13 protein-coding genes are annotated in these 14,686 nt (G+C 70.9%); 4 read left to right on the top strand and 9 right to left on the bottom strand.

From position 1 onward, the window contains the following. Positions 1-16: 16 nt before the first annotated feature. Positions 17-1,138: an adenosine deaminase gene (locus DAI20_RS06585; protein ID WP_108249817.1), complete on the bottom strand. Its 1,122-nt coding sequence runs from the start codon at positions 1,136-1,138 to the stop codon at positions 17-19. 67 nt (positions 1,139-1,205) lie between these two features. Here DAI20_RS06585 and DAI20_RS06580 point away from each other — a divergent pair, with 67 nt between their 5' ends. Continuing rightward, entirely contained in the window at positions 1,206-2,171 is a 966-nt protein-coding gene (locus DAI20_RS06580; RefSeq protein ID WP_108249816.1) for a nucleoside hydrolase, read from the top strand. 389 nt (positions 2,172-2,560) lie between these two features. Here DAI20_RS06580 and DAI20_RS06575 read toward each other — a convergent pair whose 3' ends face one another. The 8 genes from DAI20_RS06575 to DAI20_RS06540 form a co-directional block, all read right to left on the bottom strand. Further along, the gene (locus DAI20_RS06575; protein WP_108249815.1) at positions 2,561-3,862 is read right to left on the bottom strand and encodes a thymidine phosphorylase; all 1,302 of its coding nucleotides are present in this window, start codon (positions 3,860-3,862) and stop codon (positions 2,561-2,563) included. Continuing rightward, entirely contained in the window at positions 3,862-4,290 is a 429-nt protein-coding gene (locus DAI20_RS06570; RefSeq protein ID WP_108249814.1) for a cytidine deaminase, read from the bottom strand. Before DAI20_RS06570 ends, DAI20_RS06575 begins: the two co-directional genes overlap by 1 nt. 2 nt (positions 4,291-4,292) lie before the next feature. Next, positions 4,293-5,576 (bottom strand): ABC transporter permease, encoded by a 1,284-nt coding sequence (locus DAI20_RS06565; RefSeq protein WP_108249813.1) that lies wholly within the window; start codon positions 5,574-5,576, stop codon positions 4,293-4,295. Beyond that, positions 5,573-6,880, bottom strand: a complete 1,308-nt coding sequence (locus tag DAI20_RS06560) for an ABC transporter permease (protein WP_108249812.1) — start codon at positions 6,878-6,880, stop codon at positions 5,573-5,575. The genes DAI20_RS06565 and DAI20_RS06560 overlap by 4 nt, the downstream gene beginning before the upstream one ends. Then, positions 6,877-8,415, bottom strand: a complete 1,539-nt coding sequence (locus DAI20_RS06555) for an ABC transporter ATP-binding protein (protein WP_108249811.1) — start codon at positions 8,413-8,415, stop codon at positions 6,877-6,879. Before DAI20_RS06555 ends, DAI20_RS06560 begins: the two co-directional genes overlap by 4 nt. Positions 8,416-8,607: 192 nt before the next feature. After that, positions 8,608-9,693 carry a BMP family lipoprotein gene (locus DAI20_RS06550; RefSeq protein ID WP_108250533.1) on the bottom strand — a complete coding sequence of 362 codons (1,086 nt, stop codon included), beginning with the start codon at positions 9,691-9,693 and terminating at the stop codon, positions 8,608-8,610. A gap of 153 nt (positions 9,694-9,846) precedes the next feature. Beyond that, positions 9,847-10,956: a BMP family lipoprotein gene (locus DAI20_RS06545; RefSeq protein WP_108249810.1), complete on the bottom strand. Its 1,110-nt coding sequence runs from the start codon at positions 10,954-10,956 to the stop codon at positions 9,847-9,849. Positions 10,957-11,194: 238 nt separating this feature from the next. Then, positions 11,195-12,316, bottom strand: a complete 1,122-nt coding sequence (locus DAI20_RS06540) for a mannose-1-phosphate guanylyltransferase (RefSeq protein WP_108249809.1) — start codon at positions 12,314-12,316, stop codon at positions 11,195-11,197. A gap of 114 nt (positions 12,317-12,430) precedes the next feature. On the opposite strand from DAI20_RS06540, the gene DAI20_RS06535 reads away from it, so the two are divergent. From DAI20_RS06535 to DAI20_RS06525, 3 genes are all read left to right on the top strand, one after another. Next, a complete protein-coding gene (locus DAI20_RS06535; protein ID WP_108249808.1) occupies positions 12,431-13,570 on the top strand; it encodes a glycosyltransferase family 4 protein in 1,140 nt (379 codons plus the stop codon). 238 nt (positions 13,571-13,808) lie between these two features. Further along, entirely contained in the window at positions 13,809-14,231 is a 423-nt protein-coding gene (sdhC, locus tag DAI20_RS06530) for a succinate dehydrogenase, cytochrome b556 subunit (protein WP_108250532.1), read from the top strand. Between the two features lie 2 nt (positions 14,232-14,233). Continuing rightward, positions 14,234-14,674, top strand: coding sequence for a succinate dehydrogenase hydrophobic membrane anchor subunit (locus DAI20_RS06525; protein ID WP_108249807.1), 441 nt, complete (start codon positions 14,234-14,236; stop codon positions 14,672-14,674). Positions 14,675-14,686 lie beyond the last annotated feature (12 nt).

The raw sequence follows: 14,686 nt of genomic DNA, 5'->3' as shown, positions 1-14,686 counted from the left end.
AAGATGTCTAACGCGCCTAGGCGCGGTCGAAGCCCTCGGTGATGATGTCCGCGAGCTCCTCGCGGTCCTCGAGCGGCAGGAAAGCCGCGTCGGCCGCGTTGAGCTGGAACGTCTGCAGGTCGGAGAGGTCGTAGGCGAACGCGTCGCTCAGCAGCGCGAGCTCCTGGCTGAGCGACGTATCGCTCATGAGTCGGTTGTCCGTGTTCACCGTCACCCGGAAGCCGAGCTGATAGAGCACGTCGAACGGGTGGTCGACGAGCTCGTCGCCCCAGGCCTCGATCGCACCGGTCTGCAGGTTGGAGCTCGGGGAGAGCTCGAGCGCGATCTGCTGGTCGCGCACCCACTGGGCGAGCGGGCCGAGCGACACGAACGTGTTCTCGTCGTCCTCGCGCTCCAGGAACACGTCCTGGGCGATCCGCACGCCGTGGCCGAGGCGCTGGGCACGGGCGTCGATGAGGGCGCTGCGGATGCTGTCCAGCCCGTCGGCCTCGCCCGCGTGCACGGTGCGGGGGAAGAACTCGGCGGCCAGGAGGTCGAACGCGTCCTGCAGCCGGGACGGCGGGAAGCCCGCCTCGGGTCCGGCGATGTCGAAGCCCACGACGCCGGCGTCGCGGTGACGCACCGCGAGCTCGGCGATCTCGCGGCCGCGGTCGAGGTGCCGCATGGCGCTGACCAGCTGCCCGATGCGGATGCGGCCGCCCGCGTGACGCACGTCGTCGATGCCCGCCTCGATGCCGTCCTGCACCGCGTCGACCACCTGATCGAGCGTGAGGCCGCGGGTCAGGTGCTGCTCGGGCGCCCAGCGGATCTCGCCGTAGACGACGCCGTCCTTCCCGAGGTCCTGCACGAACTCGCGCGCGACCCGGGCGAGGCCCTCCTCCGTCTGCATGACGGAGATGGTCACGTCGAACGTCTTCAGGTAGTCCACGAGCGAGCCGGAGTCCGCCTGGTCCGCGAACCAGTCGGCGAGCGCGTCGGGATCCGTCGCGGGGAGCTCGATGCCCGCGTCGTCCGCGAGCTCGATGATGGTCTGCGGCCGAAGCCCGCCGTCGAGGTGATCGTGGAGCGAGACCTTCGGCAGGGCCGTGATGTTGGCGCTGCCGCCCGCGAGCAGGAAGTCTTCCGGAGCGGAGTTCATGCCTCCAACCTACTAGGGTCGTCCCCGCCCGCTCTCCCGTCCGGCGGGCAGGGAAGGACCGGCACCCGTGCGACCGAAGATCATCCTGGACTGCGACCCCGGCCACGACGACGCGATCGCCCTGCTCCTCGCGCACGGGAATCCCGGCGTCGATCTCGTCGCCGTCACCACCGTCGTCGGCAACTCCAGCCTGCCGAACGTCACCCGTAACGCGCTCGCCATCGCGACCGTCGCGGGCATCACGGGCGTGCCGTTCGCCGCGGGCTGCGACCGGCCGCTGCTCGGCCACGGGGAGACGGCGCCCGGCATCCACGGCGAGTCCGGGCTCGACGGGCCGGCGCTGCCGCCCGCATCCTTCGACCTCGACGGCAGGCACGCGGTGGACCTCATCATCGACACCGTGCTCGCCGCGGACCCCGGCACGGTGACGCTCGTGCCCGTGGGCGGGCTCACCAACATCGCCCTGGCCGCCCGGAAGGAGCCGCGGATCGTCGAGCGGGTCCGGGAGGTCGTGCTGATGGGCGGCGCGTACGGGCCGGGCAACCTGACGCCGACGGCCGAGTTCAACATCGCCATCGACCCGGAGGCGGCGCAGATCGTGTTCGCGCAGGACTGGCCGGTGACCATGGTGGGGCTCGACGTCACGCACCGGGCTCTCGCCGACCGGGCGGTGCAGGAGCGGATCGCGGCCCTCGGCACGGCGCCCGCCCGGTTCGTGCTCGACATGCTCGAGTTCTACGGCGGCGCCTACCGCGACACCCAGGACTTCCCGAGCCCGCCCGTGCACGACGCCTGCGCCGTGGCGTACGTCATCGACCGCGCCGTGCTCCAGGTGCAGCGCGCGCCGATCGACGTGGAGCTCACCGGCACGCTCACCCGCGGCATGACCGTCGTGGACCTGCGGCCCTTCGTCCTGGCCGACGAGGAGGCGCTGACCTCCTGCACGACCTCGGTGGCCACCGGCATCGACGCGCCCCGTCTCTGGGACCTCCTGGTGGACGCCCTGGAGCGCATCGGCGACTCCCGCCCCTGACCGCGCGGCAGCACCGCGCTGCAGCGGACTCTCGACCGGCCACCGACGTAACTCAGCAGAATCCGGCGAGCCACCGACACAACTCAGCAAATCCCGAGCGACACGCCGCTTGATCGCCCTGACACGCCGACGACGGCGAGGAATCTGCTGAATTAGGTCGAGCAGTAGGCCAGATCTGCTGAATTGCGTCGGAGTGCCCGCTGGATCTCATGGACTCCATCCCCATTACGGTCCCTCAGCCTGTCGAAGGGACGCTCCTGAGACACACCCCGCGCAACACAGGCTCCCTCACAGGGTCCGGGGGATCCGGTCCGCGCGCTACCGCGCGGCCGCCTGTGGAGGAGCCTGTGTTGCGTGCTCCGCGGACCCCGGGACGGGACGCCGGGACGCTAGGCGATGCGGTCGGCGATGAGCGGGCCGCCGTTCTGCACGGCCTCGCCCTCGTCGCCGATCCGGTACGCGCCCTCCAGCGCGTCGAGCGCCCGCGCGAAACGGGCGGGCTCGTCCGCGGACAGCGTGAACAACGGCTGACCCTCCGCCACGCGGTCGCCCGGCTTGGCGTGCAGGTCGATGCCCGCCGCGTGCTGCACGGGATCCTGCTTGCGGGCGCGGCCGGCGCCGAGGCGCCACGCGGCGATGCCGAAGGGCAGCGCCTGCTGCTCCACGAGCACGCCCGCGCGGTCGGCGAGGACGGTGTGGGTCTCTCGCGCGACGGGCAGCGCCGCGTCGGGGTCGCCGCCCTGCGCCGCGATGATGGCCCGCCACGAGTCCATGGCGCGCCCGTCGGCGAGCGCCGCCTCGACGTCGGCGTCCGGCTGCCCCGCCGCGGCGAGCATCTCCCGGGCGAGCGCGATGGTGAGCTCCACGACATCCGCGGGTCCGCCGCCCGCGAGCACCTCGACGGACTCGCGCACCTCGTTCGCGTTGCCGATGGCGAGACCGAGCGGCACATTCATGTTCGTGAGCAGCGCCGTCGTGGTGACGCCCGCGTCGGTGCCGAGATCGACCATGGTGCGGGCGAGCTCGCGGGACTTCTCGATGTCCTGCATGAAGGCGCCCGAGCCGAACTTCACGTCGAGCACGAGCGCTCCCGTGCCCTCCGCGATCTTCTTGCTCATGATCGACGACGCGATGAGCGGGATGGCCTCGACGGTGCCCGTGGTGTCGCGCAGCGCGTACAGGCGCTTGTCCGCGGGCGCGAGGCCCGCCCCGGCGGCGCAGATGACGCCGGAGTGCACGCGCAGCTGCTCGAACATCTCCTCGTTGGAGAGCTCCGCGCGCCAGCCCGGGATGCTCTCGAGCTTGTCGAGGGTGCCGCCGGTGTGGCCCAGGCCACGGCCGGACAGCTGCGGGACGGCGACGCCGAAGGATGCGACGAGGGGCATGAGCGGCAGCGTGATCTTGTCGCCGACGCCGCCCGTCGAGTGCTTGTCCACCGTCGGCTTGCCGAGTGTGTCGAAGCTCATGGTCTCGCCGCTCGCGATCATGGCGAGGGTGAGGTCGCGGATCTCGCGGCGCTCCATGCCGTTCAGCAGGATCGCCATGGCCATGGCGGCCATCTGCTCGTCGCCCACGTAGCCGCGCGTGTACGCGTCGATCAACCAGCGGATCTGCTCCGTGGAGAGCTCTCCGCGGTCGCGCTTGGTGCGGATGAGGTCGACGGCGTCGAACGCCTCGACCGTGTCGCTCACTACCTCTCCCCGTACGCGGAGAGGGTGCGGGGGCCGAACGCGTCGGGCAGCACCTCGTCGATGGTTCGGATGCCCGAGACCGTCTCGAGCAGCATGCCGGGGACGGCGTGCTCGAACAGCAGCTGGCGGCAGCGCCCGCAGGGCATGAGCGTGTTGCCGTCGCCGTCCACGCAGGTGAACGCGACGAGCTGACCGCCGCCGGTCAGGTGCAGCGTCGAGACGAGGGCGCACTCGGCGCAGAGGGTGAGGCCGTAGGAGGCGTTCTCCACGTTGCAGCCGGCGATGATCCGGCCGTCCGTGACGATGGCCGCAACGCCGACGGGGAACTTGGAGTAGGGGACGTACGCCTTCTCCATCGCCTTGAGGGCGGCCTCGCGGAGCGAGCCCCAGTCGATGCCGCCCGAGGAGGGGGGCTGTTGCTCTGACATGGTCAGCCTTTCACGTAGGGTTTGCCGGCCGCGGCGGGACCGCGGACCTGGCCGACGAGTCCTGCGACGGCGAAGATCGTCACGACGTAGGGCAGCATCAGCATGAACTCGCTGGGCACCGGCGAGCCGATGACGCCGAGCACGTTCTGCAGGTTGCTGGCGAAGCCGAACAGCAGCGCGGCGAGGGTCGCGCGCAGCGGGTCCCACCGGCCGAAGATCACGGCCGCGAGCGCGATGAAGCCGGCGCCCGCCGTCATCTCCTTGTTGAAGGAGCCGACGGAGCCGAGCGTGAAGAAGGCGCCGCCGATGCCCGCGATGGCCCCGGCGAGCGAGACGTTCCAGAACCGGGTCGCGGCGACTTTGATGCCGACGGTGTCCGCGGCGGTCGGGTGCTCGCCCACGGCGCGGAGCCGGAGACCCCAGCGGGTGTGGAACAGGCCAAAGTAGACGAGCGCGACGGCCACGTACATGACGTAGATGATGATCGTCTGCCGGAACAGCACGGGCCCGAGGATCGGGATGTCGCTGAGCAGCGGGATCGGGATGCGCGGGAACCGCGGCGGCGAGTTGAGCGCCTGCGAGTTCGGCACGAGCACCTGCGCGTAGAGGAAGCTCGTGAGGCCGGTGACGAGCACGTTGAGCACGACGCCGACGATCACCTGGTCGACCAGGTACTTGATCGCGAACGCCGCGAGCACGAACGACACGAGCATGCCCGCGACCATGGCGGCGAGCACGCCGATGAGCGGCTGGTTCGTGATCGACGCGACCATGGCCGACACGAATGCGCCGGCGAGCAGCTGACCCTCGATCGCCACGTTGACCACGCCGACGCGCTCGGAGAGCACGCCGCCGAGCGCGCCGAAGATGAGCGGCGCGCTGAGGCTCACGGTTCCGATCAGCAGGCCGGGCACGGGGATGGTCTGGTTCGCCGAGGCCCAGGTCAGGAACGCGACGAGGAAGAGCACGCCGAACACCACGGTGAGCCAGAGGGGGATCCGCCGCGCCGCCCGCGCCAGCGTGAACGCGAACACGGCAATCACGGCGAGCAGGACCGTCACGACGATGCCGGTAATCCGCGTGGGCAGGGAGACGGGCGCCAGCTGCACGAGGTCGGCGTTCGTGGACAGACCGAAGGTCGACGTGCCGTCGCGGCCCAGGACCACGAAGAGCACGAGGGCGATCAGCGTGAAGATGCCGTAGGCGATCGGGGCTTTGTAGCTGCGGACGGCGACGCGGTCGGCGGCGCCGGCCTCGACGGGTCGCGCGGTGCTCGTCGCGGTCACTTCGCCACCTCGGCCTTTCCGGCGCCGATGCGCGCCCGCGTGCGTCCCGTGCCCGGCGTGGGCAGCCGGAACATGGCACGCACGAGCGGCGGGGCCGCGATGAACAGAACGATGAGCGACTGGACGACCACCACGATGTCGATGGGCACGCCCTCGGCGGCCTGCATGGAGAAGCCGCCGGCCTTGAACGCGCCGAACAGAATGCCCGCGGCGAAGACGCCCCACGGCTTGGAGCGGCCGAGCAGGGCGACCGTGATGGCGTCGAAGCCGATGCCGGCGTCGATGCCCGCGCTGAAGCCCGTCGTCACGGTGCCGAGCACCTGCGACGCGCCCGCCAGGCCGGCGAGCCCGCCGGAGAGCAGCATCGCGTAGAGGTACGAGTTCTTCACGTCGATGCCCGCGACGCGCGCCGCGCTGGGGTTCTCGCCCACGGCGCGGAACCGGAAGCCGAGGCTCGAGCGGTTCAGCAGGTACCAGATGAACACGGTCGCGACGACGACGAAGAGGAAGCCGGCGTGGACGCTGTACTGCGGCCCGAAGAGCAGCGGGAACACGGCGGTGTCGGCCATGGCCGGGGTCTTCGGGTTGTTCGAGCCCGGCGCCTGCAGCGCGCCCGGGGTGCGCAGCAGGTAGGAGATCAGGTAGAAGGCGACGTAGTTGAGCATGATCGTCACGATCACCTCGTGGGCACCGGTGCGCGCCTTGAGCAGACCGACGATGCCGCCCCACAGCGCGCCGCCGAGGATTCCGGCCCCGACCGCGACGAGCAGGTGGATGACCGGCGGAAGCTGCAGGCCGAAGCCCACCCAGCCGGCGCAGGCCGCGGCGATGAGCATCTGGCCGCGCGCGCCGATGTTGAACAGGCCCACGCGGAACGCGAGGGCGACGCCGAGGCCGGCCGCGATCAGCGGGGTGGCGAAGGTCAGCGTCTCCATGAGCGGCCGGATGCCGTTGGCGAAGCCGGGGCGGCGGAAGTTGTAGACCGAGCCCTGGAACAGGGCCGAGTACGCGCCGGAGACCGAGTCCCACACCGCGCTCAGCATGTCGGACGGGCGGGAGAAGAAGTACCCGGCGGTCTCCTGCACGCGCTCGTCGGTGAAGGCGATGAGCACGGCGCCGACGACGAGCGCGACGAGCACGGCGAGCACCGAGATCATGGCGCTGCCGCCGAGGATGTCGCGGAGGGCGGTGTCCCAGCGCGAGCGCTGCTGTCCGTCGTCGCCGCGGCCGGGCGGTGCCGGCTCGGCGACGAGCGTCTCCGGTCGGCCGGGCGCGAGCGGGCCCGGGAGCTGGCTGTCTGTCATCGGGCAACTCCCTCGGCGGCGGTCGCCGCGTGATCGGTGGGGGCCTCGCCCGCCATCATGAGTCCCAGCACGTCGCGCGACGTCGAGCCGGGAACGATGCCGACGATGCCGCCGCGGTACATGACGGCGATGCGGTCGGCGAGCGCGACGACCTCGTCGAGCTCGGTGGACACCACGATGACGGGGATGCCCTCGTCGCGGGTGGCAACGATGCGCTTGTGCACGAACTCGATGGACCCGACGTCGATGCCGCGGGTGGGCTGGGCGGCGACGAACAGGCGCAGCTCGCGGCTCAGCTCGCGGGCGAGCACGACCTTCTGCTGGTTGCCGCCGGACAGCCGGCCCACGGGGGTGCCGACCCCCTGCGAGCGCACGTCGAACTCGGCGGACTTCTCCTCGGCGAAGCGCTGCACGGCGCCGAGCTGCAGCGTGCCGCCGCGCACGAAGGGCGCGCCCTCGCTGCGGTCGAGCATCAGGTTCTCCGCGATGGTGAACGCGCCGACGAGGCCGTCCTCGTTGCGGTCCTCGGGCACGAAGCCCACGCCGGAGTCGAGCACGTCCCGCACGCTCGCTCCGCGCAGGCTCCTGCCGTCGAGCGTGATGGTGCCGGTGACGTGCGGCTGGAGGCCGAGGATGGCCTCGGTCAGCTCGGTCTGGCCGTTGCCCTGCACCCCGGCGATGGCGAGGATCTCGCCCGCCCGCACGTCGAGGCTCACCGAGTCGACGACCCGGTGCCCGTTCGCGTCGAGCACGGACAGGTTCTCGACGACGAGGGCACGGTCGCCCGGCTGCGCCGGGCTCTTCTGCACCGTGAGCTCGACGGCGCGGCCGACCATGAGGGAGGCGAGCTCGGCGTTCGTCGCGGTCGGCTGGGCCTCGCCCACCACCTTGCCGTGCCGGATCACCGTGATGCGGTCCGCGACCTCGCGCACCTCGCGCAGCTTGTGCGTGATGAAGACGATGGACGTGCCGCCGGCCTTGAGCTGGCGCATGATGGCCATCAGCTCGTCGGTCTCCTGCGGCGTGAGCACCGCTGTCGGCTCGTCGAACACGAGCACCTTCGCGTCGCGCGACAGGGCCTTGATGATCTCGACGCGCTGCTGCACGCCGACCGGCAGGTCGTCAACGAGGGCGTCGGGATCGACGTCGAAGCCGAACCGGGCGGAGATCTCGCGCACCTTCGCGCGGGCCCCGGCGAGGTCGAGCCGGCCACCGAAGCGGGTCTCCTCGTGGCCGAGCATCACGTTCTCGGCGACGGTGAACACGGGGATGAGCATGAAGTGCTGGTGCACCATGCCGATGCCCGCGGCCATGGCGTCACCCGGACCGGCGAAGTGCTGGACGACGTCGTCCAGCAGGATCTCGCCCTCCTCGGCGTGGTAGAGGCCGTAGAGCACGTTCATCAGGGTCGACTTGCCCGCGCCGTTCTCACCGAGCAGGCAGTGGATCTCCCCCGGCTCGACCACGAGGTCGATGTGGTCGTTCGCGACGAGGGCGCCGAACCTCTTCGTGATGCCTCGGAGTTCGAGTTTCATGCGATCAATCTAATGTCTCGGGCTCCGGCGGCCGATTCGTCTCGGCGGGAGGAGGAGCGGGCCAGGGCGGGGGCCAGGGCGGAGAGGGCCAGGGCGGAAGGATGTTGTCACAGGGCGGACGAACGGAGAGGGGAGCCAGCAGCGCTGGCCCCCCTCCCGTCGGTGCGGCGTCCGGGACGCCGCGGATGGGTACTACTGCAGGGCGGAGGGGGACTCCACCGTGATGTCACCGGCGATGATCCCCTGCTTGATGGTGTCGAGCTCGCCGCTCAGCGCCGGGTCCACCTTCGACTCGAAGTCGTGGAACGGCGCGAGGCCGACGCCGTCGTTCTCGAGCGTGCCGACGTACGGCTCGGCGGAGAACTCGCCCTCACCGGCGGCAGAGACGACGTCGGAGACGCCGACCTGGATGCCCTTGAGGATGGACGTGAGGAACAGGTCCTTCAGGTCGGGCGCGGTCTCGTACGCGTCGGCGTCGACACCGATCAGCGCGATCTCCTTACCCGCGTCGCGGATGGCCTCGCCGGCGCTCAGGAAGATCGGGCCACCGACGGGAAGGATCACGTCGGCGTTCTGGTCGATCAGGGTCTGCGCGGCGGTCTTCGCCTCGACGCCCTGGGCGAAGCCACCCGTGAAGGAGCCGGTCTGCGACGCGACGTCCCAGCCGATGACCTTGACGTCCTTGCCCTTCTGCTCGTTGAAGTACGCGACGCCGTCCGCGAAGCCGTCCATGAAGATGGTGACGGTCGGGATCTGGAGGCCGCCGAAGGTGCCGACGGTGCCCGTCTTGCTGTAGCTCGCCGCCGCGTAGCCGGCGAGGAAGGCCGCCTCCGAGGTGTTGAACGTGAGGGGCTTGACGTTGTCGGCGTCGATGGACGCGTCGTCGATGATGGCGAAGTTGACGTCGGGGTTCTCCTCGGCCGCGGCCTTGGTCGCGTCGGCGAGCAGGAAGCCCACCGTCACGATGATGCTGCAGCCCTGGTTCACCAGGTTGGTGAGGTTCGGGCCGAAGTCGGTCTCCGCGTCGGACTGCACCGCGTTGGCCTCGACGCCGAGCTCCTCCGCGGCCTCGTCGAGGCCGGCCTTGCCGAGCTGGTTGAACGAGGCGTCGTTGAACCCGCCGGAGTCCGACACCATGCAGGGCAGGAAGTCGTTGTCCGCGGGAGCCGCCGCGCCGCCGTCGCTCTCCTCGGGCGCCTGGGCGCATCCGGCGAGCAGGGCGACCACGCCGAGGGTGGCAAGGCCGCTGAGCGAGGCCTTACGGGTGGTGATTGTCAAGATGTCCTCCAAGATGGTGCCCGCACCGAGCGCGGGCATACGTGCCTTCATGCTAGCCAGACGGCTCGCGGCCCCCCGACGCGCGGGGGCCGCCTCGCCGCAGTTGTTACCAACTTGCGAACTGCCGGAAACGCGGGCGACACACGGGGTGGATCACGGGGTAGAGGGCGACTCCACGGTGATCTCACCCGCGATGATGTCGTCGCGCAGGCCGTCGATCTCGGCGGACAGCTCCGCGGGAACCGAGCCCGCCAGGTCGTGGAACTCGGCGATGTCGACGCCGCCGTTCTCGAGGGTGCCGACGAACGGCTCGCTGTCGAACGTGCCGTCCACGTCGTCGGACACGATGGAGACCACGGCGTCGCCGGTGTTCTTGAGCACGCTGGTGAGCACGATCGGCCGGTACTCCTCCGGGAGCGTCTCGTAGCCGTCGTTGTCGACCCAGATGAGCGACGCGGAGCCGGACTCGAGCACCGCGGCGGCCGCGCCCTCACCCACCTGACCGGCGACCGGCAGGATCACGTCCGCGCCCTGGTCGATGAGGTTCTCCGTGGTCGTCTTGCCCTTCGACACGTCCTCGAAGTCGCCGGTGAACGTGCCGTCCTGCGCGACCTTGTCCCAGCCGAGGGCCTGGACCGCGGTGCCGTGCACCTCGTTGTACTTCGCGACGCCATCGACGAAGCCGTCCATGAACAGGGTCACGGGGGGCTGGTTGCCGCCGCCGAAGGTGGCGACCTTGCCCGTCTTCGAGACGCCGGCCGCGAGGTATCCGGCGAGGTAGGAGGCCTGCGCCGTGTCGAACACGATGGGCTTCACGTTCTCGGCGGTGACGACCTCGTCCACGATGGCGAAGTGCACGTCGGGGTTGTCCGCGGCGGCCTCCTCGGTCGCGGTCGCGAGCTCGAAGCCGACGGTGAGCACGAAGTCGCAGCCGGTCTCCACCGCCTGGGTGACGTTCGGCCCGAGGTCGGCCTCGCTCGTGGAGACGAGGACCTCGGCCTCGATCCCGAGCTCCTCCTGGGCCTGCTCGAGGCCGGCCCAGCTCGACTGGTTGAACGAGCGGTCCTCGAGGCCGCCGGAGTTCGTGACCATGCGGGCGCAGTAGTCGGGTGCGGTGTCCCCGCCCGCGGCGGGCTCATCCTCCGGCGCGGACGCGCAGCCGGCGAGGAGGAGGGCGGAGGCGAGGGCGACGGCGCCCGATCGCGTGCGGGCGGCGCGACGGGCCGAGGGCCGGCCGGAGACAGGGTAAGCGGGAGTAGGCATGCTCGGACATTAGCCAGCGGCGGCTCCGCCCCGTCGATCCCGGGAACACCCCGGCGGCCGTTGTTACCCGTTCGTTACCTCCCCTGCCCAGGCAGGAGCATCCTGCCCAGCTTCTACCTGGGCAGGATGCCGCTGCCTGGGCAGGGGCACAGGAGGGGCAGGCGCACAGGAGGGTCAGCCGCGCGGAGGGGGATCAGCCGCGGGGTCGGGAACGCGTCACCGCGTGCCGGCGCGGTGGTCAGAGGACGTCGTCGCTGCCGTTCAGCTTCAGCGCGTCGACCACGGACTTCACGCGCTGGGCGTTCGCCGTCGTGGTGACGAGGAGCGCGTCCGGGGTGTCCACCACCACGATGTCCTTAACGCCGACCAGGCTGATCACGCGCTTCGACTGGCTGACGACGATGCCGCTCGAGGCGTCGGAGAGGATGCGGGCGTCGGCGCCGAGGATCACGAGGTCCGACGTGCGGCCGCCGGACTGCATCTTGCGCACCGACGCGAAGTCGCCGACGTCGTCCCAGCGGAAGCGGCCAGGGATCACGGCGAGCGCGCCGGCCTTCGCGGCGGGCTCCGCTATGGAGTAGTCGATCGCGACCTTCTTCAGGTTCGGCCAGATGCGGTCGACGACCGCCCCGCGGCGCGGGGTGTCCCAGGCTTCGGCGAGCTCGAGGATCCCGGCGAGCATCTCCGGCTCGGTCTTGCCGAGCTCCTCGAGCAGCCGGTCCGCACGGGCGATGAACATGCCGGCGTTCCAGAGGAAGGAGCCGCTCTCCAGGTACTTCTTCGCCGTGTGCAGGCTGGGCTTCTCCACGAACTTGCGCACGCTGCGGGCGGAGGGGGCGCCGTCGATCGCGAGCGGCTCGCCCGTCTCGATGTAGCCGAAGCCGATGGCGGGCTCGGTCGGCCGGATGCCGATGGTCGCGATGAACCCGGCCTCCGCGGCCCGCACCGCCTCCGCGACGGCCGCGGCGAACAGCTCGTGGTCGGGGATGACGTGGTCGGCGGCGAACGAGCCGATGATGACGCCGGGCTCGCGCCGCTGCAGGATGGCGGCGGCGAGGCAGATGGCGGCCGTGGACTCCCGGCCCTCGCTCTCGAGCACGACGTTCGGGTCGGCGAGCTCGGGCAGCTGCGCCTCTACGGCGGCGCGGTGCGCGCGGCCCGTCACGACCATGATCCGCTGCTCGCCCGAGATGGGGGCGAGCCGGTCCCAGGTGTCCCGCAGCAGGGTCTGGCCGGATCCCGTGAGGTCGTGCAGGAACTTCGGCGCGTCGGCGCGGGACAGCGGCCACAGCCTCGAGCCCACCCCACCGGCCGGGATCACGCTGTAGAAACGGTCGATGGGTGCGCTGGGGTCGGACATGGCCCCACGATAGCGGCGTACCCGCGCTCGAACCCCGAAGGCGCATCGGGCCGTTCAGCCGTGGTTCACCTCGCCGCCGTCGGCGCGCAACACCGCGCGCCTAGCGTTCGAAGCGTGCGAGTAGCGGTCATCACGGAAAGCTTCCTTCCCACCGTCAACGGCGTCACGACGAGCGTCTGCCGGGTCCTCGATCACCTGAGGGCGTCGGGACACCAGGCCCTGGTGATCACCCCGTCGGCGGGAGCGCCCGCCAAGTACCTGGGTTTCCCGGTGCACGAGGTCCCCGCGCTCGCCTACCGCCGGTTCCCGGTCGGACTGCCGACGCCGGCCCTGCAGGGCATCCTCTCCGACTTCGTCCCCGACGTCGTGCACGCCGCGTCGCCGTTCCTGCTCGGCGCGCAGGGTATCGCGGCCGCCAGGCGGCTCGGCGTGCCGAGCGTCGCGGTCTACCAGACCGACGTGGCGCGATACGCCGCGCGGCACGGCCTCTCCGCGGCGACCGGACTCGCCTGGCGCATGGTGCGGCGGGCGCACGAGAACGCCGACCTGACCCTCGTCCCGTCGAGCGCCGCCATGCACGACCTCGAGGCCGCGGGCGTGCAGCGGCTCGCGCGGTGGGGACGCGGCGTCGACACCGCCCTGTTCACCCCCAACCGGCGCACCGCCCCGGGCACCGCCGAGCTGCGCCAGCGGCTCTCCCCCTTCGGCGAGGTCGTCGTGGGCTACGTCGGCCGACTCGCCCCCGAGAAGCAGCTGGAGCGCCTCTCCGCGCTGCGCGGGCTCCGCGGCATCACGATCGCGGTCGTCGGCGAGGGGTCGTCACGGGCGACCCTCGAGCGCTCCCTGCGCGGCATGCCGGTCGCCTGGCTCGGCCAGCGGTCGGGCACGAATCTCGCCGAGGCGTACGCGGCGCTCGACCTGTTCGTGCACACCGGCACCGAGGAGACCTTCGGGCAGACGCTGCAGGAGGCGCACGCGAGCGGGGTGCCGGTGGTCGCACCCGCCGCCGGTGGCCCCATCGACCTCGTCGCGCACGGCGTCGACGGGCTCCTGTTCGACCCGGCGGACGCGGATGCCCAGCTCCGGGCAGGCGTCGCGACGCTGGTCGAGGACGCGGAGCTGCGCCGCCGGATGGGCGAGGCCGGCCGTCGCAAGGTGCGCACCCGCACCTGGGACGTGCTCTGCGACGAGCTCGTCGGCCACTACACCGCCGCGATCCGCGGGCGCCAGGCCGTGCCGTCCGCCTCCCTCTGATCCCGCTTCCGGTCCGGCTCCCCGCCGGGCCGGCCACCCGGCGAAACGCCCCCTCCCACCGCCCCGTTTTTCCCTCCTGAGCACCGCTTTCCTGGGCATTTCCCCCCAACAGCATTACCCCGGGCTCCAACGCCTGCCCCCTGAACGGTGCTCCCCTTAACGCGACGTAGACTGATTTCTGCACACCGTGCGTGCGGCCGCCGATAACGGCGTCGCGGACGATCAGGAGGGTGAGTTCGTGTCAGTCAAGACGACAGGGACCCGTGCAGCACAGCCGCGACGCGTTCCTGGGGGAACTCTCTACCGCGGCCGCGAGGGCATGTGGTCCTGGGTACTGCACCGCATCACCGGCGTTGCCATCTACTTCTTCCTCCTCGTGCACCTGCTCGACACGGCTCTGATTCGAGTCAGCCCCGAGGCCTACAACGCCGTCATCGGCACGTACAAGAACCCGATCATGGGCATCGGTGAGCTCGGCCTGGTCGGCGCGATCCTCTTCCACGCGCTCAACGGCCTGCGGATCATCCTGATCGACTTCTGGCAGCTCGGCACGAAGTACCACCGCGCGATGTTCTACGTCGTGATCGGGGTCTGGCTCGTGCTGATGATCGGCTTCACGCCGCGGCACCTCATCAACGTCTTCAGCGAAGGGGCTGTGTAGTCATGTCGGTCACCATCGATTCTCCGCGCGCTCCCCGCCGCACCGGCGGCGTCAACTGGGAGAAGTGGGGCTGGCTGTACATGCGCGTGTCGGGCGCGCTGCTCGTCGTGCTGATCTTCGGCCACCTGATCGTGAACCTCGTGGTCGGCGAGGGCGTGAAGGCCATCGACTTCGCCTTCGTCGCGGGGAAGTACGCGAGCCCGTTCTGGATGATCTGGGACTTCGCCATGCTGTGGCTGGCGCTCATCCACGGCGCGAACGGCATGCGCACGCTCGTCAACGACTACGCGGCCAACCCGACCGTCAACAAGGTTCTGAAGTTCGCACTGGCCGGGTCGACCGCCGTGCTGCTTCTGCTCGGCACGCTGGTCATCTTCACGTTCGACCCGTGCCCGGCCGGCGCCAGCGCCGACCTGCTCCCCTCGTTCTGCCCCGTGCCGTGACGGCCGGAGCCA

Origin of the sequence: Planctomonas deserti (assembly GCF_003067705.1) — a bacterium.
In the GTDB taxonomy this organism is placed as follows: domain Bacteria; phylum Actinomycetota; class Actinomycetes; order Actinomycetales; family Microbacteriaceae; genus Planctomonas; species Planctomonas deserti.
The sequence above is the reverse complement of the archived record's forward strand: the minus strand, read 5'-3'. Positions and strand labels throughout refer to the sequence as shown.

Excerpts from the sequence above, each read along its gene's own strand:
- DAI20_RS06560 (WP_108249812.1), bottom strand. The coding sequence starts at position 6,880 with ATGACAGACAGCCAGCTCCCGGGCCCGCTCGCGCCCGGCCGACCGGAG.
- DAI20_RS06545 (WP_108249810.1), bottom strand. The coding sequence starts at position 10,956 with ATGCCTACTCCCGCTTACCCTGTCTCCGGCCGGCCCTCGGCCCGTCGC.
- DAI20_RS06540 (WP_108249809.1), bottom strand. The coding sequence starts at position 12,316 with ATGTCCGACCCCAGCGCACCCATCGACCGTTTCTACAGCGTGATCCCG.
- DAI20_RS06570 (WP_108249814.1), bottom strand. The coding sequence starts at position 4,290 with ATGTCAGAGCAACAGCCCCCCTCCTCGGGCGGCATCGACTGGGGCTCG.
- DAI20_RS06585 (WP_108249817.1), bottom strand. The coding sequence starts at position 1,138 with ATGAACTCCGCTCCGGAAGACTTCCTGCTCGCGGGCGGCAGCGCCAAC.
- DAI20_RS06525 (WP_108249807.1), top strand. The coding sequence starts at position 14,234 with ATGTCGGTCACCATCGATTCTCCGCGCGCTCCCCGCCGCACCGGCGGC.
- DAI20_RS06555 (WP_108249811.1), bottom strand. The coding sequence starts at position 8,415 with ATGAAACTCGAACTCCGAGGCATCACGAAGAGGTTCGGCGCCCTCGTC.